At 51.6% G+C, this 24,174-nt stretch carries 26 protein-coding genes and 1 pseudogene; 8 read left to right on the top strand and 19 right to left on the bottom strand.

Going from position 1 to position 24,174, the window contains the following annotated elements:
* The first annotated feature begins 95 nt into the window (after nucleotides 1–95).
* Entirely contained in the window at nucleotides 96–1,466 is a 1,371-nt protein-coding gene (locus IBX50_RS07360) for a lysine 2,3-aminomutase (protein WP_292254630.1), read from the top strand.
* Between the two features lie 25 nt (nucleotides 1,467–1,491).
* Here the strand turns inward: IBX50_RS07360 and IBX50_RS07355 are convergent, their stop codons facing one another.
* A complete protein-coding gene (locus IBX50_RS07355; RefSeq protein WP_292254629.1) occupies nucleotides 1,492–2,154 on the bottom strand; it encodes an ElyC/SanA/YdcF family protein in 663 nt (220 codons plus the stop codon).
* 75 nt (nucleotides 2,155–2,229) lie between these two features.
* On the opposite strand from IBX50_RS07355, the gene IBX50_RS07350 reads away from it, so the two are divergent.
* The gene (locus tag IBX50_RS07350) at nucleotides 2,230–3,000 is read left to right on the top strand and encodes a MipA/OmpV family protein (RefSeq protein ID WP_292254628.1); all 771 of its coding nucleotides are present in this window, start codon (nucleotides 2,230–2,232) and stop codon (nucleotides 2,998–3,000) included.
* On the opposite strand, the gene asd is transcribed toward IBX50_RS07350, so the two are convergent.
* Entirely contained in the window at nucleotides 2,984–3,847 is an 864-nt protein-coding gene (gene asd / locus IBX50_RS07345) for an archaetidylserine decarboxylase (RefSeq protein ID WP_292254627.1), read from the bottom strand. The two genes, IBX50_RS07350 and asd, sit on opposite strands and share 17 nt — an antisense overlap.
* Nucleotides 3,848–3,946: 99 nt before the next feature.
* On the opposite strand from asd, the gene IBX50_RS07340 reads away from it, so the two are divergent.
* The 5 genes from IBX50_RS07340 to IBX50_RS07320 all read left to right on the top strand — a co-directional run bounded on the left by IBX50_RS07340 (nucleotide 3,947) and on the right by IBX50_RS07320 (nucleotide 8,351).
* Nucleotides 3,947–5,215, top strand: a complete 1,269-nt coding sequence (locus IBX50_RS07340) for a hypothetical protein (protein ID WP_292254625.1) — start codon at nucleotides 3,947–3,949, stop codon at nucleotides 5,213–5,215.
* A gap of 5 nt (nucleotides 5,216–5,220) precedes the next feature.
* On the top strand, nucleotides 5,221–5,955 hold the full coding sequence (locus IBX50_RS07335; RefSeq protein ID WP_292254623.1) for an OmpA family protein: 735 nt from the start codon (nucleotides 5,221–5,223) through the stop codon (nucleotides 5,953–5,955).
* Between the two features lie 24 nt (nucleotides 5,956–5,979).
* The gene (locus tag IBX50_RS07330) at nucleotides 5,980–6,510 is read left to right on the top strand and encodes a hypothetical protein (protein ID WP_292254622.1); all 531 of its coding nucleotides are present in this window, start codon (nucleotides 5,980–5,982) and stop codon (nucleotides 6,508–6,510) included.
* A 238-nt stretch (nucleotides 6,511–6,748) separates the two neighbouring features.
* Nucleotides 6,749–7,807, top strand: a complete 1,059-nt coding sequence (locus tag IBX50_RS07325; RefSeq protein ID WP_292254621.1) for a 3-deoxy-7-phosphoheptulonate synthase — start codon at nucleotides 6,749–6,751, stop codon at nucleotides 7,805–7,807.
* Nucleotides 7,808–7,817: 10 nt separating this feature from the next.
* Nucleotides 7,818–8,351, top strand: coding sequence for a DUF3087 family protein (locus IBX50_RS07320; RefSeq protein WP_292254620.1), 534 nt, complete (start codon nucleotides 7,818–7,820; stop codon nucleotides 8,349–8,351).
* 6 nt (nucleotides 8,352–8,357) lie between these two features.
* On the opposite strand, the gene IBX50_RS07315 is transcribed toward IBX50_RS07320, so the two are convergent.
* The 3 genes from IBX50_RS07315 to hemB form a co-directional block, all read right to left on the bottom strand.
* The gene (locus IBX50_RS07315) at nucleotides 8,358–8,681 is read right to left on the bottom strand and encodes a hypothetical protein (protein ID WP_292254618.1); all 324 of its coding nucleotides are present in this window, start codon (nucleotides 8,679–8,681) and stop codon (nucleotides 8,358–8,360) included.
* A 137-nt stretch (nucleotides 8,682–8,818) separates the two neighbouring features.
* Nucleotides 8,819–11,053, bottom strand: a complete 2,235-nt coding sequence (ppk1, locus tag IBX50_RS07310) for a polyphosphate kinase 1 (protein ID WP_292254617.1) — start codon at nucleotides 11,051–11,053, stop codon at nucleotides 8,819–8,821.
* Nucleotides 11,054–11,072: 19 nt separating this feature from the next.
* Entirely contained in the window at nucleotides 11,073–12,068 is a 996-nt protein-coding gene (gene hemB / locus IBX50_RS07305; protein ID WP_292254631.1) for a porphobilinogen synthase, read from the bottom strand.
* A gap of 215 nt (nucleotides 12,069–12,283) precedes the next feature.
* On the opposite strand from hemB, the gene elbB reads away from it, so the two are divergent.
* The gene (gene elbB, locus IBX50_RS07300; protein ID WP_292254616.1) at nucleotides 12,284–12,958 is read left to right on the top strand and encodes an isoprenoid biosynthesis glyoxalase ElbB; all 675 of its coding nucleotides are present in this window, start codon (nucleotides 12,284–12,286) and stop codon (nucleotides 12,956–12,958) included.
* 125 nt (nucleotides 12,959–13,083) lie between these two features.
* Here the strand turns inward: elbB and IBX50_RS07295 are convergent, their stop codons facing one another.
* The 14 genes and pseudogenes from IBX50_RS07295 to IBX50_RS07230 form a co-directional block, all read right to left on the bottom strand.
* Nucleotides 13,084–13,851 (bottom strand): MBL fold metallo-hydrolase, encoded by a 768-nt coding sequence (locus IBX50_RS07295; protein WP_292254614.1) that lies wholly within the window; start codon nucleotides 13,849–13,851, stop codon nucleotides 13,084–13,086.
* Nucleotides 13,852–13,984: 133 nt separating this feature from the next.
* Nucleotides 13,985–14,776, bottom strand: a complete 792-nt coding sequence (tatC, locus tag IBX50_RS07290; protein WP_292254612.1) for a twin-arginine translocase subunit TatC — start codon at nucleotides 14,774–14,776, stop codon at nucleotides 13,985–13,987.
* Nucleotides 14,773–15,093, bottom strand: a complete 321-nt coding sequence (gene tatB / locus IBX50_RS07285; RefSeq protein ID WP_292254611.1) for a Sec-independent protein translocase protein TatB — start codon at nucleotides 15,091–15,093, stop codon at nucleotides 14,773–14,775. Before tatB ends, tatC begins: the two co-directional genes overlap by 4 nt.
* A gap of 12 nt (nucleotides 15,094–15,105) precedes the next feature.
* Complete coding sequence (gene tatA / locus IBX50_RS07280; protein WP_292254610.1) at nucleotides 15,106–15,372, bottom strand: Sec-independent protein translocase subunit TatA; 267 nt, start codon at nucleotides 15,370–15,372, stop codon at nucleotides 15,106–15,108.
* A gap of 19 nt (nucleotides 15,373–15,391) precedes the next feature.
* Nucleotides 15,392–15,748: a phosphoribosyl-ATP diphosphatase gene (locus IBX50_RS07275; protein ID WP_292254609.1), complete on the bottom strand. Its 357-nt coding sequence runs from the start codon at nucleotides 15,746–15,748 to the stop codon at nucleotides 15,392–15,394.
* A 73-nt stretch (nucleotides 15,749–15,821) separates the two neighbouring features.
* Nucleotides 15,822–17,459 carry a ubiquinone biosynthesis regulatory protein kinase UbiB gene (gene ubiB / locus IBX50_RS07270; protein WP_292254608.1) on the bottom strand — a complete coding sequence of 546 codons (1,638 nt, stop codon included), beginning with the start codon at nucleotides 17,457–17,459 and terminating at the stop codon, nucleotides 15,822–15,824.
* Entirely contained in the window at nucleotides 17,460–18,098 is a 639-nt protein-coding gene (locus IBX50_RS07265) for an SCP2 sterol-binding domain-containing protein (protein WP_292254607.1), read from the bottom strand.
* A 24-nt stretch (nucleotides 18,099–18,122) separates the two neighbouring features.
* Nucleotides 18,123–18,878, bottom strand: coding sequence for a bifunctional demethylmenaquinone methyltransferase/2-methoxy-6-polyprenyl-1,4-benzoquinol methylase UbiE (gene ubiE, locus IBX50_RS07260; RefSeq protein WP_292254605.1), 756 nt, complete (start codon nucleotides 18,876–18,878; stop codon nucleotides 18,123–18,125).
* Nucleotides 18,875–19,270 (bottom strand): DUF971 domain-containing protein, encoded by a 396-nt coding sequence (locus tag IBX50_RS07255; RefSeq protein ID WP_292254604.1) that lies wholly within the window; start codon nucleotides 19,268–19,270, stop codon nucleotides 18,875–18,877. The genes ubiE and IBX50_RS07255 overlap by 4 nt, the downstream gene beginning before the upstream one ends.
* A gap of 36 nt (nucleotides 19,271–19,306) precedes the next feature.
* The gene (gene hslU / locus IBX50_RS07250; RefSeq protein WP_292254603.1) at nucleotides 19,307–20,635 is read right to left on the bottom strand and encodes an ATP-dependent protease ATPase subunit HslU; all 1,329 of its coding nucleotides are present in this window, start codon (nucleotides 20,633–20,635) and stop codon (nucleotides 19,307–19,309) included.
* Complete coding sequence (hslV, locus tag IBX50_RS07245) at nucleotides 20,632–21,156, bottom strand: ATP-dependent protease subunit HslV (protein ID WP_292254602.1); 525 nt, start codon at nucleotides 21,154–21,156, stop codon at nucleotides 20,632–20,634. Before hslV ends, hslU begins: the two co-directional genes overlap by 4 nt.
* A 9-nt stretch (nucleotides 21,157–21,165) precedes the next feature.
* On the bottom strand, nucleotides 21,166–21,861 hold the full coding sequence (locus IBX50_RS07240) for an SPOR domain-containing protein (protein ID WP_292254600.1): 696 nt from the start codon (nucleotides 21,859–21,861) through the stop codon (nucleotides 21,166–21,168).
* A gap of 31 nt (nucleotides 21,862–21,892) precedes the next feature.
* A complete protein-coding gene (gene argS, locus IBX50_RS07235) occupies nucleotides 21,893–23,590 on the bottom strand; it encodes an arginine--tRNA ligase (protein WP_292254599.1) in 1,698 nt (565 codons plus the stop codon).
* A gap of 132 nt (nucleotides 23,591–23,722) precedes the next feature.
* A pseudogene (locus IBX50_RS07230) lies at nucleotides 23,723–24,174 on the bottom strand ((Fe-S) protein); the annotation flags it as partial.

The raw sequence follows: 24,174 nt of genomic DNA, 5'->3' as shown, positions 1-24,174 counted from the left end.
AAGTTGGAAGCCTCGCCCGTGGCGCTTTAGCGCTTAGGGCGGGGAGCAGTCACAATAATAAATAATTATAACCACTGTTTACAGAGGAGACGACCATGAACCAGCGTGTGACGCTTGACACTCCGGCCATTGAGGCTCGCCCTTTCAAGGTGTACACCCAGCGCCAGCTCGATAAAATCCAGGCACTGCAGCAGCTGCCTGAGGATCTGCGTTTTGATATGCAGGTGGTCAGCCAGGTGCTGCCATTTCGTGTGAATGATTATGTGATTGATGAGCTGATTGACTGGTCTGCTGTACCAAATGATCCGGTTTTTCAGCTGACTTTTCCGCAGCGCGGTATGTTAAAACCGGAACACTTTGAAGAAGTGGCTGAGCTGCTGAAACGTGAAGCTGCTGCTGCAGAGTTAAAAGAAGCCGTGGATCGCATTCGTGCTGAGCTGAATCCCCACCCTGCCGGGCAGATGGATATGAATCTGCCCATGCTGAATGGCCAGCCGTTGCCGGGCATGCAGCACAAGTATCAGGAAACAGTGCTGTTTTTCCCCAGCCAGGGGCAGGTATGCCACAGTTATTGCACCTTCTGTTTCCGCTGGGCGCAGTTTGTGGGTGACAAGGAACTGCGTTTTTCATCCAGCGAGGCGGAATCTTTACACGCTTATCTGGCTGAACATCAAGAAGTCACCGACCTGCTGTTGACCGGCGGTGATCCAATGGTGATGAAGGCCAAACACCTGCGCATGTATCTTGAAGGGTTAATGAAGCCGGAACTGGCGCATGTGCAGAATATCCGCATTGGCTCCAAGAGTCTGAGCTTCTGGCCCTATCGTTTTGTCACCGATGATGATGCTCATGAAGTCCTGCAGCTGTTCCGAGAGCTGATTGCTGCCGGTAAACACATTGCTTTTATGGCACATTTTAATCACTGGCAAGAGATGGATACTGATGTTTGCCGCGAGGCGGTGCGTCGTATTCGTGCAACCGGTGCAGAAATCCGTACTCAGGCACCACTGCTGAAGCATATTAATGATGACGCGGATCAGTGGGCAAAAATGTGGAAGATGCAGGTGCAGCAGGGCATGATTCCTTATTATATGTTTGTGGAACGGGATACCGGTGCACGACATTATTTTGAGGTACCACTGGTACGTGCCTGGGAGATTTACCGTGAAGCCATGCAGCAAGTGCCAGGTTTGTGCCGCACGGCTCGTGGGCCATCCATGTCAGCTGATCCCGGCAAGGTGGAAATTCAGGGTATTACGGAAATCAAGGGTGAGAAGGTGTTTGTGTTGCGTTTTATCCAGGGTCGCAAGGCCGACTGGGTGCAGCGCCCGTTTTTTGCAAAGTATGATGAAGAAGCCACCTGGCTGAATCATCTGCAACCGGCACTGGGTGAAGAATCCTTCTTTTATGAGCAGGAATTTGCTGATCTCAAACAACATAAACAGGCCTTGATTACTAAAGCCTGATTTTGCCTGCAACCCATCAAGCAATTTACAGCGAGATGGGTTCGGGATCACCCAGGATGCGGGGCTCCCGATGCCAGATGTACAAATCCCCCAGAGTGCGCAAACGAGCAGCCACCTCTCGCACCCACAACCTTCTCATACCACTCCATTCCGGCCCGCGCGCCGCACACCCCTGGGTATCCAGCTGTAAACTATCCGCAATAAACAAGGCTCTGGGCAAGTGATAATCCTGGGTGATCAGCAACAGGCGGTTGAGTTCAAACACATTCCGGCTGCGTTTAAGGCTGTCAAAGGTGCTAAAACCGGCATGATCCAATGTCATGGCTTCTTCCGGCACACCTCTTTCAAGTAAATCTTGCTGCATTCGCCCCGGCTCGTTGTAATACTGGGTACGATTGTCGCCGGACAGCAGCAGGTGTTGTACTTTGCCCTTGTGGTAGAGTTGAGCAGCCAGATTGATACGGCCATAATAGTGGGGATTAGATCGGCCAGAACGCAGGTACTGGCTGGTACCAAATACCAGCGCCACTTCATAAGCATCACTACAGCCCTGATCCGGGTGCATGGCACGATCAGCTGTTTTGGCTACAAACCAGGCATTAGTTGCTAGCAATACCAACAGACCCAGGGCAACCAGAGCCAGCAGCCGCCACCACCAGAGCACCAGCTTTTTTATCAGTTTTTGCATTGTGCCTTTCCGACTGCATCTTTATGCTGCATTCTAGCTGATCTATAAACCTTTTTTCATTCTCTCAGCAGTTATATGAGGTTAATCATGCGTTATCAGGCAGGAATGATTGTTCTGCTACTGACTCTTACTCTGGGTCAGACAATGGCTTTTGCCAATGTAGGAGTAAGCGCCGGTATCGGTTTTTCTCAGGGACAAAGCCCATACAGGGGTGTGGACTCCAACCCCAACACTATCCCGGCTTTTATAGCCTACGAAGGTGAAAAGGGATATTTTCGTGGTATTGAGGCCGGCTATTACCTCTGGAGAGCCGGTGATCGCCAGCGCAACTACCGAGTTGCACTACTGGCCAGTGGACGACTGGAAGGTTATCACGCCAGTGACTCGGTATACCTGCAGGGTATGGATAAACGAGGCTGGTCGCTGGATGGTGGTGTCGGTTTTGTTGCACGTCAGGGGTTTCATCAGGTGACATTAAAAGCGGTCACCGATTTGCTGGGTAAACACGAAGGGCAGGAAGTCAGTGCCAGTTATGGTTATCGCTGGATGATCAACAGAAAACTGGCTATTACACCTTCTGCCAGCCTGAGCTGGATGAGTGCTGATCTACTGGATTATTACTACGGTGTGACCCAGAGTGAATCTCGCACTTGGCGCAGCGCTTATTCTGCTGATGCAGGCTGGCAACCCAGCCTGGGGCTCACTGGCATGTATTCAGTCACACCCCGCACATCACTGATGCTAGCCGCCCGCACCCGCTGGTTACCAGAGTCTGCCACCGACAGCCCTTTGGTAGATCGGGATCAGATCAGTGGCATGTTTGGTGCCATTATGTTCCGATTTTAAGGGTAGCGATTGCTTCACCCAAGCGTACCGGGGTGCCGTTTTGCAGGTCTTCACGCCACTGCACGGCCTCTGGACCAAACACCAGAATGGCGGTGGAACCCAGTTTAAAGCGCCCCATTTCTTCGCCTTTTTCCAGCACCACCGGCTGTGGATCACTGAAGTCACGAATTTTCACCTGACGCACAGGCGGTGCCACCTGTCCATCCCAGAGGGTTTCGATACCGGCCACAATCATGGCACCGACCAGTATTAATGCCATCGGCCCTGCTGGTGTTTCAAAAAAAGCCACCAGGCGTTCATTACGAGCAAATAGGCTGGGGATGTGATCGGCAGTGGCCTGATTCACCGAGAACAGATCACCCGGTACATAAATTGTTTCCAGCAGGCGACCGTCCAGTGGCATATGCACCCGATGGTAATCTTTTGGCGACAGGTAGATGGTGACAAAACTGCCCCCCATAAAGGGTTTGGCACGCTCCACATCACCACCCAGCAAACGGGTTAGACTGTAGTTGATGCCTTTGGCCTGCAGCAGTTGCCCGTGTTGTAATGAACCCAGTTCACTGATGGCACCGTCCGCCGGACAAGCCAGCTGCAAGGGGTCAGCCGTAATTTCCCGTGCATCCGGTTTCAGCTCACGGGTGAAAAAATCATTAAAACTGGCGAAGGCGGTTAAATCTTCCACCCTGGCTTCACTCATATTCACTTGGTAACGCTTGGCAAAGTTTTGAATCAGGGTGTTTTTAATCCAGCCGATACGGCAATCGGCCAGTTTCCCGACCAAGCGGGATAACAGGTGTTGCGGCAACAAATACTGGCTGTAAGCAAAAACCTTGGCTTTATTCACAAATGTTATCCTGTAGCGAAATCGACCGGCACATTGTAGCGGATCATCCCTGCAAAAAGGTAAACTTCAAGGTCATTTTACCGGAGCATCGATAACCCCATGCATCTGCTGACAGCCTTCTCACCACTGACTCTGTTTTTTATCTTGCTGATTGCAGGTATGACCGCCTACTTTCATGGCTCTGTTTATTCCCTGCGTACTGTGAATGCAGCTCCATCCATCCTCACCAGTGTGGGTATTTTTGGTACTTTTCTGGGTATTGCGCTGGGTTTGATGGATTTTGATGCGGCCGATGTGGAAGGCAGTGTGCCGCAGTTGATAGAAGGTTTAAAAACTGCCTTCTGGTCATCCATTGCCGGTCTTTTGGGTGCCATGACCATTAAAATGCGCCATGTGCTCAATCATGTACGCGGCATGGATGGCAGTGTGCAGGTCACCGGCGCCACCATGGATGATCTGGCAACCCTGCTGGGTGATATTCGTCTGCTGCTGAAAAATTCCGGCCTGACTCGTATGGATGAATACCTTAAAACCAATGAACAACGCCTGGAAGCCAGCCTGAAGAAGTTTTCTGAGGGCATCGGTGATTATCAGCAGAAAATGGCTGATGCCAATTCCAAAGCGCTGGTATCCGCACTGGAACACCTGCTGGCTGATTTTAATCAGCAGATTGGCACCCAGTACGGTGAAAACTTCCAGCAGCTGAATCAGGCCGTAGGGCAAATGTTGCAGTGGCAGGATAACTATAAAGAAGAGCTGGAATCCTTGCTGAATGAACAACGCGCCAATGGTCAGGTGCTGGATAAAGCCACCGAAGCTTACAAAACCATGGTGGAACACACCCAAGCATTTAACGAGGTGGCAGAAACCCTTGGCAGTGTGATGGGTGGTTTGCAGCAGCAATCAGAATCGCTGGGCAAGTATCTGGATTCCCTCGCCAATCTGGTCAACAAGGCCGGTGGCGGTTTACCCAAACTGGAAGAACGGATTCATACCCTGACCGATGGCTTGGCCGGTCAGCTGGAGCGCCAGCATCTGCAGATGCAGCGCCTGATGGAAAACTCCGCCAAGCGGGTGGCCGACAGCGTGGAAACCCTGAACGAAGTGCTGGGTTTACGGCTGGATGAACAACTGGCACGCCAGCAGAAACATACGGATCGCACGCTGGATCGTACCGAACAGCAGCTGGTGCGGATGGATGCGGCACTGGAGCATGAACTCACTCACTCACTGCAAACCTTCGGTAGCCAGCTGGCGGCCTTATCGGAGAAGTTTGTCAGTGACTACACCCCGCTGACCGATAAGCTGCGTGAGCTGGTGCGCGTTGCTGAGCAGCTGGATAAAACCGGCAAAAACAGCGGAGCCTGAACCCCATGATGCAGAATCAGGAAGAAGAAACCCTCGCCGGTGAAGAAGGCGCCCACTGGATTTCTGTCAGTGACCTGATGGCTGGTCTGATGATGGTGTTTCTGCTGGTTGCCGTGGTGTTTATGGTGATCGTGCAGAAGGAAAGTGAACGGATGCGGGAAGTGGCTGAGGTTTATCTGGATCTGCGTGAAGCCCTCTACAAGGATTTGATGAATGAGTTTGAAACTGACTTGCCACGCTGGGGTGCTCAGTTAACGCCGGATCTGGTGATTACCTTTCAGGACAGCGGTGTGTTATTCGAGCTGGGGTCGGCGCGGTTACGCCCTGCTTTTGAGGCAATCATGGCTGATTTTTTTCCTCGCTATGTTCGTGTCATCACCTCTGAACGCTACCGCGAAGACATTGAAGAGGTTCGTATCGAAGGCCATACCTCCAGCGATTGGACCAATGCCCGTAATGCCAATGAAGCTTATATCAACAACATGCGCCTGTCACAGGAGCGCACCCGCTCCAGTTTGGAGTACGTGATTAGTCTGGATCAAGTCAGCCATGAACAAGCCTGGTTAAAACGCAACCTCACAGCCAACGGTTTATCGTCTTCCCACCCGATTTTAAATGCTGATGGCAGTGAGAATCCTGAACTATCACGCCGGGTGGAGTTTCGTGTTCGCACCGATGCCGACTCGCGCATTCGCACCCTACTGGAAAGTCACCGCCGCCCCTTGCAGGCAGGACAATGAAGGTGGAAGCATGAAGGTGAAAGCATGAAACTACCGGACTTTGCTGAGTTTGAACCCTTTCAACATCTGCGCCTGACTATGGGCGCACGTAAAGCCGGTCACTTTGAGTTGTTTAATGCGGCAAAACACCTCACCGGACGTGAAAGATCCGAGCTGGATCAGCAGGGCAAGCGTTTACCCTTGTTTAAAATCCGGCGTTTTGCCGATCTGACCTGGGGATTAAAAAATACCCGGCTGGTGGTGTATCTGGAGGACGCTGCTGATTATCATCTGGCTCAGTGTTTAGTCACTGCTGGCTGGGACTCCAGCCAGGCCGTCTGGATCAGCACCCGCCGTACCGGCCACCTGCCTGCATCCGGCAAGGAAGCCAGCCGCAGTGTTTGCCCCCATTGCCTGCAGCTACTGGGTTATAAAGGGTTTGATCTGCAACGTAACCGCAAAATTGCCTACAGCAAAAACCTGATCAGCACCTTCTCCCGCGAAGAGTTTTTTCACCTTTACACCTTATATCCGGTACAAGGCATGGCAGAACGCCCGTCAGAAAAACTTGCATAACACCCTGCCCTGTGTTTGACTTGCCGTTAGTTAATTCATTCTTGAAGGCGCAATTATGTCCCTGAACTCCAATACCCAGCTGAAATCCACCGCTTCTGCGGCTGGCTTTTTTTATGGCTATTGGTTTAGCAGATCTGTTTGCGTCTGAAATCTGACTTTCGGGCGCCATGAGGCTGCCCAGGCATAAAAAAACCTCGGTGTAGTCTCCACCGGGGTTTTTTTATGAGGAAAAGTAACCATGAACAGCATGATGCAACAAACTGAACAGCGACTGGATACACCTGCACAACTGCGACAACGACTGCCGCTGAGCACTCATCTGCAACAGCAGATCAATCAGCAACGCCATACCATTCAACAGCTGGTGCTGGGTCAGGATTCCCGCTTACTGGTAGTGGTTGGGCCTTGCTCAGTCCATGATCGCGAATCCACACTGGACTATGCCCGCAAGCTGGCAACTCTGCAGCAGCAGGTGGCAGACAGCCTGTTGCTGGTGATGCGGGTGTATATCGAAAAACCCCGCACCTGCCTGGGCTGGAAAGGGCTGGTGAATGATCCGGATCGGGACGGCAGCAGCCGCCTGAATGAAGGTCTGGCGGTCAGTCGCCAGTTGATGCGGGATGTGGCCGCGCTGGGTTTACCCGTTGCTACGGAAGCATTAAATCCTCATCTGGCACCCTACTTTGATGATCTGGTCAGCTGGTATGCTCTGGGTGCTCGCACCACTGAATCTCAGACTCACCGTGAAATGGCCAGCCATCTGCCTGGCGCACTGGGTTTCAAAAATGGTACTGATGGCAGTGTTGATGTTGCTGTCCATGCCATTCGTGCCGCTTCACAACCCCAGCCGATTACCCGTATTAATGCCGCCGGACAACTGATGATGTGTCAGGCACCGGGTAATCCTTATGGTCATCTGGTACTGCGTGGCGGGCATGATGGCCCCAACTACCAGCGTGAAGATTTGCTTAAAGCCAGCAAGGCATTACAAACCGCCGGTCTTAATCCCAGAGTGATGGTGGATGCCAGCCATGCCAATTGTGGCAAGGTGGCGATTCGGCAGCGAGAAGTACTCAAGAACCTGGGGCAACAGCTGCAACAAGGCAGTCCTTTGCTGGGTGTGATGCTGGAAAGTTTCCTGGTAGCTGGCCAGCAAGCCCTGACCGCAGAATCCGGAGTGTACGGCCAGTCAATGACAGACCCTTGCATGGATTGGGAAAACACCGCTGAAAGCCTGCACGAACTGGCGCTGCAGGTTAAAATGGCGGCTTCTCAACCCGAACCCGTCTTACCCTGAAAGGATCAACATGTTCGCCTTCAAAAACCTGGATCCGGAAACCTATCGCCAGCGTACACGCAAGAGCAGTTTAATTGTTATTGTGGTTTTTGCTGCCTTGGCAATGAGCCTGTCTTCTGCACTGGTACTGATCTGGGGTGCACCGGGCGGCAATAATTTCCGGCTTAACCTGCTGGGTGTGGGCTTGGGTGCCGTTACAACGGTTTTACTGGTGCGCTTTTATCTGGGCAACCAGCCTTTTATGGCCGAAGCCCTGTATGCCTGGCACCTGAAACGCAACCTGATGCGGATCACCAACATCATGCACCGGGTTCGTCCCCTGGCTGAGTCTGGGCATCCCCGCGCATTACAAGTTTTACGTTTTTACCATCTGGCGTTGGAACAAATGCACCGGCTGGAAGGTAATGACACCGGCATACTGGAGTTGCGGGTGGAGAAAATCGCCACCGAACAGCAGATGCAGACACTGGGGCTGGATACCGATCTGCAGAACTTCGATCCCCAGTGGCTGAAAGAGCTGAGTGACAAAAAAGCTGAGGCATAAAATGACTCAGTGACGGGTGAACTCACCAGTCAGTACTTTTTTCTGCTCCATCATCAGGGCGGTGACATACTCCGCACGGGTAGAGGCATTCACTGGTTTTTCGCGCTGCTGACACCAGGCCAGCAGCGCTTCCACATCCACGGGCACCTTTTCAATCTGAATATCACGGGTGGCAAACACCTCAATCATTTCCAGACTTTTTGCTTCCCATTCTTCCCAGCTGGATTCAAGTCGATCACGATCTTCAGCCACTTCCAGTAACCGCTGCCACTGCTCGGGTTTGATCCAGCAAAAACCTGCCCGCTGCGGTGAGTTGATCTTGTCCGACATAAATAACCTCAGAATTTTAATATATGAAATAATTGTATTAGACCAGATGTCAAAGCCTAACATACTGCAAACAGCTCAGGCCACTATAGACGTGGCCTGATGTTTTAGAAGCGCAGGGATTAAAAAAGGGTCGGTGATCAACTAACCTTTTCAGCATAAGCTGCCAGCATGGTTTCCTGCACGCTGACCTCATCCTTGCCTTCGGCAGGTGAGTTCAGCAGGTAGGAACCATCACTTTGCAACTCCCAGCTCTGGCAGTTATCCAGCAGAAAGGTTTCCAGATCCTTGCGTACCCGGTTCGCCAGTCTGGGTTCCAGCAGCGGGAAGCAGGTCTCAACCCGATGGAACATGTTACGTTCCATAAAGTCGGCACTGGCACAATACACTTCTTCCTTGCCATCGTTGTAAAAGCTGAACACCCTGGTGTGTTCCAGAAACCGCCCGATAATTGAGCGCACACGGATATTTTCCGATACCTCTGGAATCCCCGGTTTAAGACAGCAGGTGCCACGTACTATCAGATCAATACTGACACCGGCCTGACTGGCTTTGTACATGGCCTTGATCAGTTTGGGTTCAGTAATTGAGTTGGTCTTGATGACTATACGCGCTTTTTTGCCTGCCGTGGCATATTCGGCTTCCCGTTCAATCATCTCCACCAGGCGTTTGTGCAGCGTAAAGGGCGCATGCAGCAGCTTGTGCATGTTTAATACCTGCCCCATACCACACAGCTGTAAAAACACCTTGTGTACGTCTTCACAGAGTTCCTGATTGGCAGTCAGCAAACCATAATCAGTGTAAAGTCGGGCTGTTTTAGCGTGGTAGTTACCCGTGCCCAGATGGGCATAATGGCGTAAACGACCATTCTCGCGGCGCAGCAGGTGCATCATCTTGGCGTGGGTTTTGTAAGCCACCACCCCATAAATCACTATGGCACCGGCCTCTTGCAAACGGCTGGCGAGTGTCAGGTTATCGGCTTCATCAAAGCGGGCACGCAGCTCAATCACCACGGTGACTTCTTTGCCGTTACGCGCTGCTTCCACCAGTGCACTCACTATATTGGAGTCCGGTCCGGTGCGATACAGGGTCTGTTTGATGGCAACCACGTCAGGATCACTGGCTGCCTCTCTTAGCAGATCCTCAACTGGTGAAAAACTTTCATAGGGGTGATGCAGCAGAATATCACCCTGACGTATGGCGTTAAAAATGGAGCCTTCGTCTTTGCGCAGCAGTTTTGGTAGGCCAGGAGTAAACGGTGCATATTCCAGATCCGGGCGTTTGACCTGCCCCATCACCGCCATCATGCGGTTCAGGTTCACCGGACCATTCACGCGGTATAACTCTTCTTCGGTCAGATTAAACTGCTTCAGCAAAAAGGTGACCAGCTCATCCGGGCAGTTATCGGCCACTTCCAGCCGTACTGCATCACCATAACGACGGGATAACAGCTCACCACGCAGAGCGCTGGCCAGATCGGATACATCCTCGGAGTCCACAGTTAAATCGGCGTTACGGGTAATGCGGAACTGGTAACAACCCTTGACCTTCATGCCGGGGAACAACAGCTCGGCATGGGCATGAATCATCGAGGACAGGAACACAAAGTTATCCCCACCTTCACACAACTCATCCGGGAAACGAATCAGGCGCGAAAGAGATCGAGGTGCCGGCAGAATCGCCATGCCCCCTTCCCGCCCGAAGGCATCCTTGCCTTCCAGCGATACAATAAAGTTAAGGCTTTTATTCACCAGACGCGGGAAAGGGTGTGATGGATCCAGACCAATAGGACTGATCACCGGCAGAATTTCGTTGTTAAAAAAGTCTTCCACCCAAGCGGTTTGTTGAGCGGTCCACTGATCACGGCGGATAAAATGGATTTGTCTTTCTTCCAGCGCGGGGATCAGCACTTCATTCAGAATTTTGTACTGGCGCTCCACCTGCTCATGGCTGATGCGTGAGATTTCTTTCAGCACCTCAGTGGGACGCATACCATCCACACCGGATTTTTCCCGATCAAAAGCCACCTGACGGCGCAGACCGGCAACACGGATCTCAAAAAACTCATCCATGTTGTTGGAAAAAATCAACAGAAACAACATGCGGTTCAACAGTGGATGACTGGCATCCAGCGACTGTTCCAGTACACGGATATTAAACTGCAGGTGTGACAGCTCACGGTTGAAATACAAATCCGGGGCATCCAGATCCACGCTGTCATCCGGTTTGCGGCGGCGCACACCACTTTTTCCCTGGTTGATACGCAGGGTGGCACGAGGCGCCTGATTCTGTCCGCTCTTGGTAGCATCATCTGTCGCTGCGGCCTCCTGCTCTAATGGCGGTTCTTCCACTGAGAGATTTTTGTTATCACTCATAAACAAATTCCTTGTATTTTTATTGATTCAGCAACTGTGCCGCGCGTTTGCCGAAATAAGTAAGAATGCCATCACAGCCTGCCCGTTTGATGCACACCAAAGCTTCCAGCATCGCCGCTTCAGTCAGCCAGCCTTTTTCGATGGCCGCCATGTGCATGGCATATTCACCACTGACCTGATACACCAGTGTGGGCACTCCAAACTGGGTTTTTACCCGCTGCACGATATCAAGATAAGGCATGCCGGGCTTCACCATCACCATATCTGCGCCTTCTGCCAGATCCAGTGCCACTTCGTGCAAGGCTTCATCACTATTGGCCGGATCCATCTGATAACTGGACTTGTTGGCTTTACCCAGATTGGCTGTTGAACCTACTGCATCTCGGAAAGGTCCGTAATAGGCTGATGCATATTTAGCGGCATAAGACAAAATGCGGGTGTTCACCAGCTGCTCCTGTTCCAGCACCTGACGGATGGCACCAATACGCCCGTCCATCATGTCGGAAGGCGCCAGCACATCTGCTCCTGCTTCAGCATGAGACAGCGCCTGTTTGACCAGGGTTTCCACCGTTCGATCATTCATTACATAACCCTGTTCATCAATAATACCGTCCTGCCCATGAGAGGTATAAGGATCCAGTGCAATGTCCGTAATGATACCCAGCTCCGGTATGGCATCCTTCAGAGCACGAATACTACGCTGTACCAGCCCATTGGGGTTATAAGCCTCTTCAGCCAGATCACTCTTACCTGCCTGGCCCACCACCGGAAACAAGGCAATACCGGGGATTCCCAGCGTAACCAGCTCACGAGCCTCCTGGATCAGCAGATCCAGACTCAGACGTTCAACACCCGGCATTGAGGGTACAGGCTCACGCAGCTGTTCACCTTCTTGCACAAACAAGGGCACCAGCAGGTCGTTAACCGTTAACTGGGTTTCTTTCAACAGACGACGGGAGAAATCATCTGCTCGCATACGACGCATACGGGTGGCTGGAAATTGGCGGGGAGTGATTTGCACGCTTTGATCCTCTTGAATCCCGGCGGTGATACTGAGTGAATCAGCATTACACAGCGAAATGAAAAAATGATGAATATGTGACTCAGTATATCAGTACCGTCAGCGGTTTGAAGCGGATACGCTTGCCTGAACAGTAACGAGTGACTAAGGTCACAGGATAATCACTGAGAATTTTTCAAACAATTTTTAAAACGAAAAGGAAAACAGCCATGAAAAAGAAAGTTGCTGTATTACTGTCCGGTTGCGGGGTATATGACGGAGCCGAGATTTATGAAACGGTGTTGACCCTGCTGCGACTGGATGAAAAAAACGTGGAATACCAGTGTATTGCACCGGATCTGCCACAACGTCATGTCATCGATCACTGCAAGGGTGAAGAAGTCAGTGAGAGTAAGGCCGGAGGTGCTCATGCTCGCAATGTGCTACAGGAAGCGGCTCGCCTGGCACGAGGTGAGATACTGCCACTGGATCAAGCCCAACCGGATGATTATGACGCTGTGATCCTGCCGGGCGGTTTTGGTGTAGCAAAGAATTTTTCCAGCTTTGCCGAAGAAGGTGCTGAGTGCAGTGTTGAGCCGAGTATTCGCCAGTTTGTACAAGCATTTTATCAAGCCAGAAAACCCATCGGGTTGATGTGTATTGCTCCTGCCATTGCTGCACGTCTTATTGCTCCGGGGATCCTCTGTACGGTAGGCAAGGATGCCGGAGTTGAAGGCGCGATGATCAGTATGGGCAGCCTGCACAAAACCTGTGACGTGGATGACATTGTGGTGGATAACACCCATAAGGTGGTTTCCACACCGGCTTATATGCTGGCAACCCGCATCACTGAAGCACGGGATGGTATTTTTAAACTGGTGGACAAGGTGCTTGAGCTGGCCTGATTTTTAACACGCTCGTTGACCAAAATGCGCGACAAGCCCCGTACTTTTAGTGCGGGGAGGATGTCAATCTATATTTATGGTATTGCCTACTCTAGGACAAATACGCTCCCTGAAACTGAGCCAGCTCAAAAACCGTAGAACTCATCCAGCAAATCTGTGCCACATTGCAAATTTTCAAGCCAGTCCAAGAATACCGGAATATGCTTTTTACCAATAATGGCACCATGTTGCGGGACAATCATCTCCACGGGGTACTGGCGAATCATGGAAATCCATTTACGCAGCGCAGCGTTATTACTCATATAACGTCTATGGAAGCCTTCGATGTAGGTCATGTGTTTTTCCCAGTCCTCCACCATCAGGTAGCGCTCGCCTCGTGGGAATACTGCAGCACCAATATCACCGGAAAAAAGAATTTTTGAGCGGCTATCATAAAAGCAGAAGTTGCCTTCACTGTGTAAAAAGTGAGCTGGCAGCATAATGATTTCACCACCGGCAGGCAGTTTGATCATTTTACCCTTATCTTCTATGGCAACCAGACGGCTGTTGTCACTAAAACCGAAGTGGGAAACAAGACGCACCCACAGACGGGATACCAGCAGACGGGCATTGGTTGCTTTGAGCCACAAGATAACTGAAGACAGGACATCCGGATCCTGGTGGGTAGCCAGCAGATAACGTATCTGATTCAGAGGAAGGTATTTACTGACCTCTGCAGCAACTTCAGAAAAAATGAATGCACCGCCCGGATCAAGCAGATACCCCTGATCCCTGTTGATAATCAGCACCTGGTTGGACTGCACCAGGTTTTCTTCGCTGTCTGGATCTTCCCAGCCGAACCAGACATACTGGTGCTCATCATCCTCGAATAAAACCCTGCTGCTTTCTACCATTTGGCGCTCCATATACAGACCTAAGGTTCCTATGCAGCCAATGTATATCAATTACCAATCCATTACCAATTGATACAAAAAAATAAATAGAAATAAAAGGAAGGGTTATTGTTATTGATTGTAATTAAATGTTTTATTCTTCCGCTTTTCTTTGCGGAATAAAGCGAGAAATCAATACTCCCACCTCAAACAATAACCACATAGGCACTGCCAGCAGGGTTTGTGAAAAAACATCTGGCGGAGTTAGTAACATTGCGATTACAAAACAACCCAGAATAACATAAAGCCTTTTTGCCGCCAGTTTCTCTACTGAAGTGACCCCGGCCAAAACCAGCAATACGGTTGCCACTGGTATTTCAAACGCCACACCAAAAGCGAAAAATAATTTCAGCACAAAACTCAGGTAGGCATTGATGTCTGTCATCACCGCAACCCCTTCGGGTGCCGCAGTGGTAAAAAAGGCAAACAACAAGGGGAATACTGCGTAATAAGCAAAAGCCATACCAGCATAAAACAACACAATACTGGAACCCAGCAATGGAAATGCCAGTTTCTTTTCATGCTCATACAAACCAGGAGCAATAAAACTCCAGATCTGGTAAAGAATGTAGGGGACACTGGCAACAAAAGCGGTAAACAGAGTCAGTTTAAAAGGGGTCAGAAAGGGTGATGCCACTTCTGTGGCAATCATCTGGGTTCCTTCCGGCAGAATAGAACGCAGCGGCTCAGAGATGAACAGATAAATATCGTTGGCAAAGTAGAACAGCCCCAGAAACACCACCAGTACGGACACAACAATACGCAGCACCCGATCACGTAATTCGATCAGGTGCTCAACCAGTGGTGCATGACCTGCGGATGCAACCGGTTCACTGGTAGTGGACTCGCTGGTATTCGGCTCAGGTTGTTGCTCTGGGTGGCTCATGAAGATTTATCCTCGGGCTTGACTGTATCAGCAGTCGCCTTTTCCTTTTCAGCTTCGATTTGCATGTCCTTTTCTAGCTTTTTTTCTGCATCCAGCAGCCCGGATCGTACCTTTTGCTCATGCTCAGCCAGGCGCTGGCGCATTTCTTCCAACTGCAGCTGTTCGTTGACTTCCTGTTGAATACCGGAAACCGCCTTGCGGATCCGACCGATATAAAGCCCCAGTGTTCTAACCGCTTGCGGCAGCCGTTCGGGACCTAGTACCAGTAGGCCAACAATGGCAATCACCATCAGTTCAAAAAAGCCGATATCAAACATAATTTAGGGCGCTTACTTGCGCTCCTGCTCCTGGTCAGTGCGAGTTGCCTTGACATCAATCGGAGCCTTGTCTGCTTCGGTTTTGTTCAGGTTTTGGGCATCTTTTTTCAGATCTTCCACCTCAGCCTCTTTTTCGCCATCTTTCATGGCAGACTTGAAGCCTTTAACAGCGCCGCCCAGATCACCACCCAGTGAACGCAGTTTTTTGGTTCCGAAAATCAGAATGATGATGCCCAGTACAATAAGTAGTTGCCAGATGCTGATGCCACCAAAGCCCATGTTGATCTCCTGCTGTTGTTCAGTTTGTTGTGGTTAGTTTATTAGTTTTTTTGCCACGGCTGGCTTTTTCTTCCAGGCCGGAGAGCCCCATTCTGCGTGCCAGTTCATTGAGTACAGCTTCATGGCTGATATTCAGATGCGACAACATCACCAATGAATGAAACCAGAGATCGGCTGTTTCCGCAATCACCTCATTCGTTTGCCCTGAAAGGGCAGCGTCCTTGGCAGCCAGCAGGGTTTCGGTGGCTTCTTCACCCAGCTTCTCAAGGATTTTGTTCAAGCCCTTGTGATGCAACTGCGCCACATAAGACTTTTCTGGATCGGCCTGTTTACGTGCTTCCAGAGTCTGCACCAGTTGCTGAAGAATATCATTCATCTGAACCCTAACCTTCTGCTAGATTAAAAAAGGTGGTCAAGAATAACGGAAAGCACCACAGCTCACCAGCCACCTAACGTCGCAGCAGCACCAACAGGCCAGTCAGCCCCAGCACCCAAGGCTGCCATTCACCCTGTAACACTGGCATTAACTGCTCACCCACACCGGAAAAAAGCGCCAGCAACAGCAGCAGCACACCAAGTACCAGTTGCCCTTGTCTGCGGCGGTTGCGGCCTAATTCATTACGGATTTCACGTAAAACCACACTCTGTTCATGATGGCCCTGCTGCCAGTTGCGGAACTGGGTCAGACCTTCGTGTGCCAGTTGTGGCAACTCGGGAATCTGTTCCAGCCAGTCCGGCAATTTTTCTTTGGCTTTCATCCAGATGCCGCGCGGTCCAACACGTTGCTTCATCCAGTTTTCTAAAAAGGGTTTGGCGGTTGTCCACAGATCCAGATCCGGATAAAGCTGCCGCCCTAACCCTTCGATGTTGAGCAGTGTTTTCTGCAGCAGCACCAACTGGGGTTGTACTTCCATATTAAAACGCCGAGCGGTCTGGAAAAGCCCCAGCAACACCTGCCCGAAGGAAATGTCTTTCAGGGGTTTTTCAAAAATAGGTTCACACACGGCACGGATGGCAGCTGCAAATTCATTCGCACGAGTGCCCTCACCCACCCAGCCGGATTCGATGTGCAGACGCGCCACTTCGTAATAATCCTGCTTAAAAAAGGCCAGCAGGTTACGCGCCAGATAGTTTTGATCCTCCACACTTAATGATCCAACGATGCCACAGTCGATGGCTATGTAACGTGGATTCTCGGGGTGGGTGGTATCGACAAAAATATTGCCGGGATGCATGTCAGCATGAAAAAAATTATCACGAAACACCTGGGTGAAAAAAATCTCCACACCCCGTTCCGCCAGCTTTTTCATATTCACTTTATGCTGCTTCAGGGTGTCCACTTCCGCTACCGGCACACCGTAGATGCGCTCCTGCACCATCAGGTTTTTACGGGTAAACGACCAGTGAATGGCAGGCACATACAAAAGCGGAGAGTTAAGAAAGTTACGCTTGAGCTGAGAGGTACTGGCGGCTTCTTTTTGTAAATCCAGCTCATCCATTAGACTAATTTCATAATCAGACACCACTTCAACCGGGTGCAGGCGACGGGCATCCGGTACCAGTCTCAACACCAGACGCGCCAGCATGTACATCAACTGCACATCGTTGAGGATGACTTTTTCGATACCAGGACGAATGACTTTAACCACCACCTGTTCACCGGTATGTAATTGTGCGGTATGCACCTGTGCCACAGAGGCAGAAGCCAGGGCTTCACTGCCAAATTCGGCAAAGGCTTCTTCCACCGGCATACGCAGGGCTTTTTCGATGGTACTTTTTGCCTGTGCAGCAGGAAAAGGCGGCACCTGATCCTGAAGTTTTTTTAATTCATCCGCCACATCAAATGGCAACAGATCTCGACGGGTGGACAACATCTGACCAAATTTGACAAAAATCGGCCCCAGTTCTTCCAAAGCCAGACGCAACCGCTCACCACGGCTATGTTCACCCATTGGAAATAAACGCATGGGGTTCAGACGTAACGCCAGCACCAGATAAAAAGGCAGGCGATCCAGTGGGATCAGGGTATCCAGGCGATAACGTATGACAATCCAGGCAATACGAAAAGCACGATAAAGTTGTCCCACCTAGTCTTCTCCTGCTTTTTTTACCATCTGCTCTTGCAGACGGATACGTGCTTCCAGTCGATCCACATCCAGTCGCAGCTCTTCGAGAGCATCTTCCAGCAGGTGCAGGCTGTTTTGTCCGGGTAACAGTCCACTTTCTTCATCCAGATATTCACGGGCATCCTGCATGGCCGACCCACCAAAACGCTGCATAAAACCTGTTAGCTGACTAAAGCCAGCCTGTAGTCCGGCCAGGGGTAAAGGCCCAGTCACCCGGCTGATCAGCTCTACTGCATCCAGCCCCAGCCCGGACAACAGCTGTTGTAACAACTCCAGTTTATGGGTATCACCCCCCACTTTGACCTCTGGACTGAACATCACTGAAGCCGCATCCGGGCGAGTGGCCATTTTGATATAAGCCTGAGGTGTGGCCTCCATCCAGGCATCCGGGGTATCTTCACCCTGACGATAAAAATACAGACCATCCGCGGTGACATGCAGCAGCAGGCGAGCACCCCAGGGCTGTACACGGATTTCCACACAAGTATCCTGTAGTTTTTGCCAGGTAATCGCAGTGGCACCACCCTGTGCAACTGCCTTGCGCAGCAGTGGGTTCACCAGAGTTTCCAGTGCTGTCAGTGCACTTAGTGGTAATTGCATGGTGTGTTGGTTTCCCTGAGTTGTTTACAGCTTGATACCACGGTGAAGTGCAACCACCCCGGAGGTCATGTTGTGGTATTCCACTTCACTAAGACCTGCTGTTTCCATCATGCCTTTCAGGGTGTCCTGATCCGGGTGCATACGGATGGACTCGGCCAGATAACGATAAGAGTCACTGTCACCAGCAAACAACTTGCCCATAAATGGCAACGCGGTGAAAGAGTAAAGGTCGTAGGCTTTGGACATCAGCGGATTGGTGGGTTTGGAAAACTCCAGGACCAGCAGGCGGCCACCGGGCTTGAGGATACGGGTCATATCACGCAGCGCTTTGTCTTTATCGGTAACATTACGCAGACCAAAGGCAATGGTGACCACATCAAAATGATTATCCGGGAACGGCAGGCATTCTGCATTGGCCTGTACAAAACGGATATTACCGCCGTAACCCCGATCCAGCAGCCGATCACGCCCAACCTTGAGCATGGAGGCGTTGATGTCGGCCAGAATCACCTGACCTTCTTCACCCACCAGACGAGAAAACTGCATGGTCAGGTCACCCGTACCACCGGCAATATCCAACACCTTGTGACCCTTGCGAACACCGGACAGCTCGATGGTGAATTTTTTCCAGACGCGATGAACACCCATCGACATCATGTCATTCATCAGGTCATATTTGGCGGCCACCGAGTCAAAGACCCCAGCCACACGCTTGACCTTTTCATCCACCGGCACCTGTTGATACCCAAAATGGGTGGTGTTGTCTTTTTCCTGATTCATGAGGATTTTCCTGCGTCGATAACCAGTGGAATGAGCCTAGGCTCGCGGCTTTCACCGGCAGCAGCCAGTTGATCCAGGTAGTCCTGCCAGAGGCGATCCTTGTTGCTGCCCAGATGCCAAAAATAATCCCAGGTGAAGAGTCCCGAATCGTGGCCGTCATCAAAACCAAGTTTTAATGCATAACGCCCGACGGGTTCTATCTTCCAGATACGGACATCTTTTTTACCAAACTGAAGCTTGGGATTGCCATGCCCTTGCACTTCTGCCGAGGGCGACAAGACACGCAGCAACTCTGCTGACAGTTCCAGTTGTTGCCCATCCGCATAACTCAACTCCAGACAGTGACGGCTTTTGCTGTAGTTGATTTTGGTCGGTTGTGGTGCACTGCTCATCTTGATCCAGCTCCGGCAGGTTTAATAGCTTGAGATTTAAAGGATGTAACGTGACAAGTCCTGATCCTTGACCAGCTCACCCAGTTGTTGTTCAACATAGGCTGCGTCCACCACCAGCTTGCCGCCCAGGCGATCCGCATCAAAACTGGCTTCTTCCAGCAGGCGCTCAATCACGGTATGTAAACGACGGGCACCAATGTTGTCGGTATTTTCATTCACATCATAAGCGATCTGTGCCATACGGTTGATGCCATCATCGGTGAAACTCAGCTCCACACCTTCGGTTGCCATCAGTGCAATGGCCTGACGGGTCAGTGAAGCATCCGGTTCAGTCAGAATGCGGCGGAAATCTTCTGGCGTTAGCGCCTTGAGTTCTACACGAATCGGCAGACGACCCTGCAATTCAGGAATCAGATCCGAAGGTTTGGCCAGATGAAACGCACCGGAGGCAATAAACAGGATATGATCCGTTTTGACCATGCCGTATTTGGTGGTCACCGTGCTGCCTTCGATCAAAGGCAGCAGATCACGCTGTACCCCTTCCCGCGAGACATCACCACCACCCACGTTTTCACCGCGTTTGCAGACCTTGTCCAGTTCATCCAGAAACACAATGCCGTTCTGTTCAACCAGATCCAACGCTTCACGCTTGAGTTCGTCTTCGTTCACCAGCCGGGCAGCTTCTTCATCACGGATCAGACGCTGGGCATCACGAATTTTTAATTTACGGGTGCGGCGTTTTTCCTGCCCCAGATTGGAAAACATGCTCTGCAGCTGCTGGGTCATTTCTTCCATGCCCGGTGGGCTCATGATTTCGACACCGATTTGTGGTCCGGCCACTTCGATCTCGATTTCTTTATCATCCAGCTGGCCTTCACGCAGTTTCTTGCGAAACAGTTGGCGGGTGGAAGACTCACCAACTTCCTGAACCTGGCCGTGTTGATCACGCGCCGGAGGCAGCAGCGCATCCAGAATCCGTTCTTCAGCAGCATCTTCAGCACGATGCTGGTTCTTTTTCATGGCTTCTTCACGCAGCATTTTTACTGCGAATTCCATCAGGTCACGGATGATGGTTTCTACATCTCGCCCCACATAACCCACTTCGGTAAACTTGGTGGCTTCCACCTTAATAAAGGGTGCTCTGGCCAGTTTTGCCAGACGACGGGCAATTTCAGTTTTACCCACACCGGTCGGACCAATCATCAGAATATTTTTGGGGGTGACTTCGCTGCGCAGATCAGGATCAAGTTGCATTCTGCGCCAGCGGTTGCGCAGGGCAATAGCAACGGAGCGCTTGGCTTCTGCCTGACCAACAATAAAACGATCCAGTTCGCTGACAATTTCTCTGGGGGTCATACTGCTCATTTTTTCAAACCTTCTATAGTCATCTGGTGGTTGGTGAACACACAAATATCACCCGCCAGTTGTAAGCTTTTTTCCACGATTTCACGGGGCGTCAGGTCGGTGTTTTCCAGCAGTGCACGGGCAGCGGCCAGTGCGTAGTTGCCACCGGAGCCAATCGCCAGCACACCGTGTTCCGGTTCCACTACATCTCCGGTTCCACTAATGCAGAGGGTGGCGGTTTCATCGGCCACCACCAGCATGGCTTCCAAACGACGCAGAGCACGATCGGTACGCCAGTCTTTAGCCATTTCTACTGCTGCACGAACCAGCTGGCCGTGGTGTTTTTCTAACTGGCCTTCAAAACGTTCAAACAGGGTAAAAGCATCTGCGGTACCTCCGGCAAAACCGGCAAGAATCTTGTCATGATAAAGGCGGCGCACCTTACGAGCATTGCCTTTCATCACGGTATTACCCAGCGATACCTGGCCATCTCCGCCCAGTACCACTTCATCATTACGACGCACACAGACAATAGTGGTCATTTGGTCTCCTTAATTGCTGTTGGCTGGCTGCGTTGTCGACTGAGCTTCTGGCTCATCCCTTAAACGCAGCAGCATGAATTCAAGTCCTGCTTTGGCCAGATCATCCTGAGCACGCGCCAGCACACGTCGATCCTGATAAGGCCCGACCTGTACGCGGTGCCAGGTATCACCTGCTGCTGTTTCCACTGCATTCACCCGGATAAGATCAAAACCCAGCCCTTTAAGACGTTCTTCCAGTCGGGCTGCATCTGTTGTGGTTCTGAAAGAACCCACCTGCAGCATAAAACGTGGCTGGTTTTCGGCTTCTCTAGGGGTGGATTGATAAGCCTCAATCTTCGGGGCAAGCACTTCACTTTCTGGCAACAGGGTATAAAAATCAAAACGCGGCTGCGCGGTTGTGGGTGCTTCTGCTGACTTGACGGGCTGTTTTGGCGGCGCAACATTTGTTGCCCGTTCCGGTTGTGACACAGGTGCACTGGCTTCCAGAGGTGTTGGTACTGAAGGACGTGTCAGTTGTGCCACCAGAAAACCCACCACCAGCCCGGTTGCCAGCCAACCCCAGCCCGGCAGTCGATCCCACAACCCCGGTGAGGCTTCAGCGGGCTTTTCACTGGCACGGTGAACGGCACCACGAGTTTTCGGTGCGGCTTCCTGGCCTTGCGGCTGATTACGTTTACGCTGACGGCTGGCAAAGTCGCGAGCCATAATGTTTCTCCTGCCTCTTAGGCAAAGGGGGTTACATGGATTTTGGTGCGGTTACACCCAGCAGTTGCAAACCGTTGACCAATACCTGACGGGTTGCAGCAGCCAGTGCCAGACGAGCCGTGCGGACAGCTTCATCTTCCACCAGAAACTGCTTGGCGTTGTACCAGGAGTGCATGGCAGCCGCCAGATCTCGCAGGTATTGGGCAATCTGATGCGGCTCAAGTTCACGAGCTGCCTTCTCCACCACTTCCGGGAAACGCGCCAGCAGGTTTAACACCGCCTGTTCCTGATCGGTATTCAGCTGATCCAAACAAGGCTGAGCTGTTTCGACTGACCAGCTGTAACCTTTGTCTTCCGCCTGACGTGCCACACTACACAGGCGGGCATGAGCATACTGAATGTAATAGACCGGGTTGTCATTGGTCTGTGAACGTGCCAAGTCGATGTCAAAAGTCAGCTGCGAGCTTGGCGCACGTGCCGCCAGAAAATAACGCGTGGCATCACAGCCCACTTCATCAATCAGATCCCGCAGGGTGACATAACTGCCCGCCCGCTTGGAGATTTTCACCTCTTCACCGCCACGCATGACGGTCACCATCTGGTGCAGCACATAGTCCGGCCAGCCTTCGGGGATGTCCACCTTCAGCGCCTGCAAACCAGCACGCACACGGGTGATGGTGGAGTGGTGGTCTGCACCCTGCTCGTTGATCACCTTTTTAAAACCGCGTTGCCATTTGTTCAGGTGATAGGCCACATCCGGGACAAAATAGGTGTAACCGCCATCCGTTTTGCGCATTACCCGGTCTTTATCATCACCAAAATCGGTGGTGCGCAGCCACAGGGCACCGCCCTCTTCGTAGGTGAAGCCGTTGTTAATCAGCTGCTGCACTGCCGCTTCAACCAAGCCTTTTTCATACAGTGAGGACTCCAGAAAATACACATCAAACGCCACACCAAAGGCTTGTAAATCCAGATCCTGCTCACGACGCAAAAAGGCCACGGCAAAACGGCGAATGGCATCAGTATTCTCAGGATCAGCTTCACCCTTGACCTGCTGGTTATCAGCAATCACTGTGTCGCCCGCCATGTAAGAGCGAGCCACTTCCTGAATGTAATCACCGCGATAACCGTCTTCCGGCCAGCTGGCATCTTCCGGCCCCAGACCACGGGCACGCGCCTGCACCGAAAGCGCCAAGTTGTTGATCTGAGCACCGGCATCGTTGTAATAAAATTCGCGGGTCACATCCCAGCCGGTGGCTTGCAACAAACGGCAGAGGCAATCACCCACCGCCGCACCACGACCATGACCGATGTGCAAAGGACCGGTGGGGTTGGCAGAAACAAATTCAACCTGGACTTTTTCACCCTGCCCTTGGTTGCTGTGACCAAAAACCGCGCCTTGCTCCAGCACCTGCCCGATCACCGCAGTCAGGGCACCCTGAGACAAGAAGAAGTTGATAAAACCGGGGCCGGCAATCTCCATTTTGCTGACCTGCTGCATAAAGTCTGTGTTGGCCAGCAGCAGGTTAACGATCTCATCCGCCAGCTCACGCGGTTTTTTTCCTGCTGCCTTAGCCGCCATCAGCGCCAGATTACACGCCAGATCACCATGCGCCTTGTCTTTAGTGTTATCCACATGAATGCGCGGCTGGAAATCTTCCGGCAACAGGTTTTGTGATTTAAGCTGCTCAACAACCAGACTGAGGTGTTCCGAGATAAAATCTTTCATGAAATTAAGACTGACCTGAAATTCGGGTTCAACAAAGGGAAAAGGAATAACCTGCCATTATCCAAGGAAGGAAGACAAAAGTCACCCGTCGGGGTGAACGCCCAGCCCCCTAATGCCATAACCCACTTGCGTTCAGCCTGTGAAGTTTGTAGCCAGCCTTTCTCTGACCAGTAAACAAACATCTGGCTCCGGGTCTTCCAGTAGCGGGGGTAAGGCTGCCAGTGGTGCATTTAATACAGCGGTTGCACGCACACTCCAGTCTTTATCTTGCAGCATCATGCACACATCTTCCGGCAGCATTCGGGAGGCCACGGTGCGGCGGATCTCTGGCTCTGGGTCTTCCGCCATCAGGCGTAGCGCAAAGGGTGGCAAACGCCGTGCGACTTCTTTACGTACGGTTAGGTCTTCATCTTGAGCCATTTTCATCAGCTGCCCCGGTGGCAAGCGGCGAGCCACTTGCAGGCGCACGGCATAATCGACATCCAGCCTCATACGACCCAGTAGGGTGGGTGGCAAACGGCTGGCAACGGTGATACGCACTTCCCGATCAGGATCACCGGCCAGCAACAGCAAGTCTTCACCCT

Source organism: Marinospirillum sp. (assembly GCF_014859565.1).
Note: the sequence above shows the minus strand (reverse complement) of the source record. Positions and strands in the feature narration are given on the sequence as shown.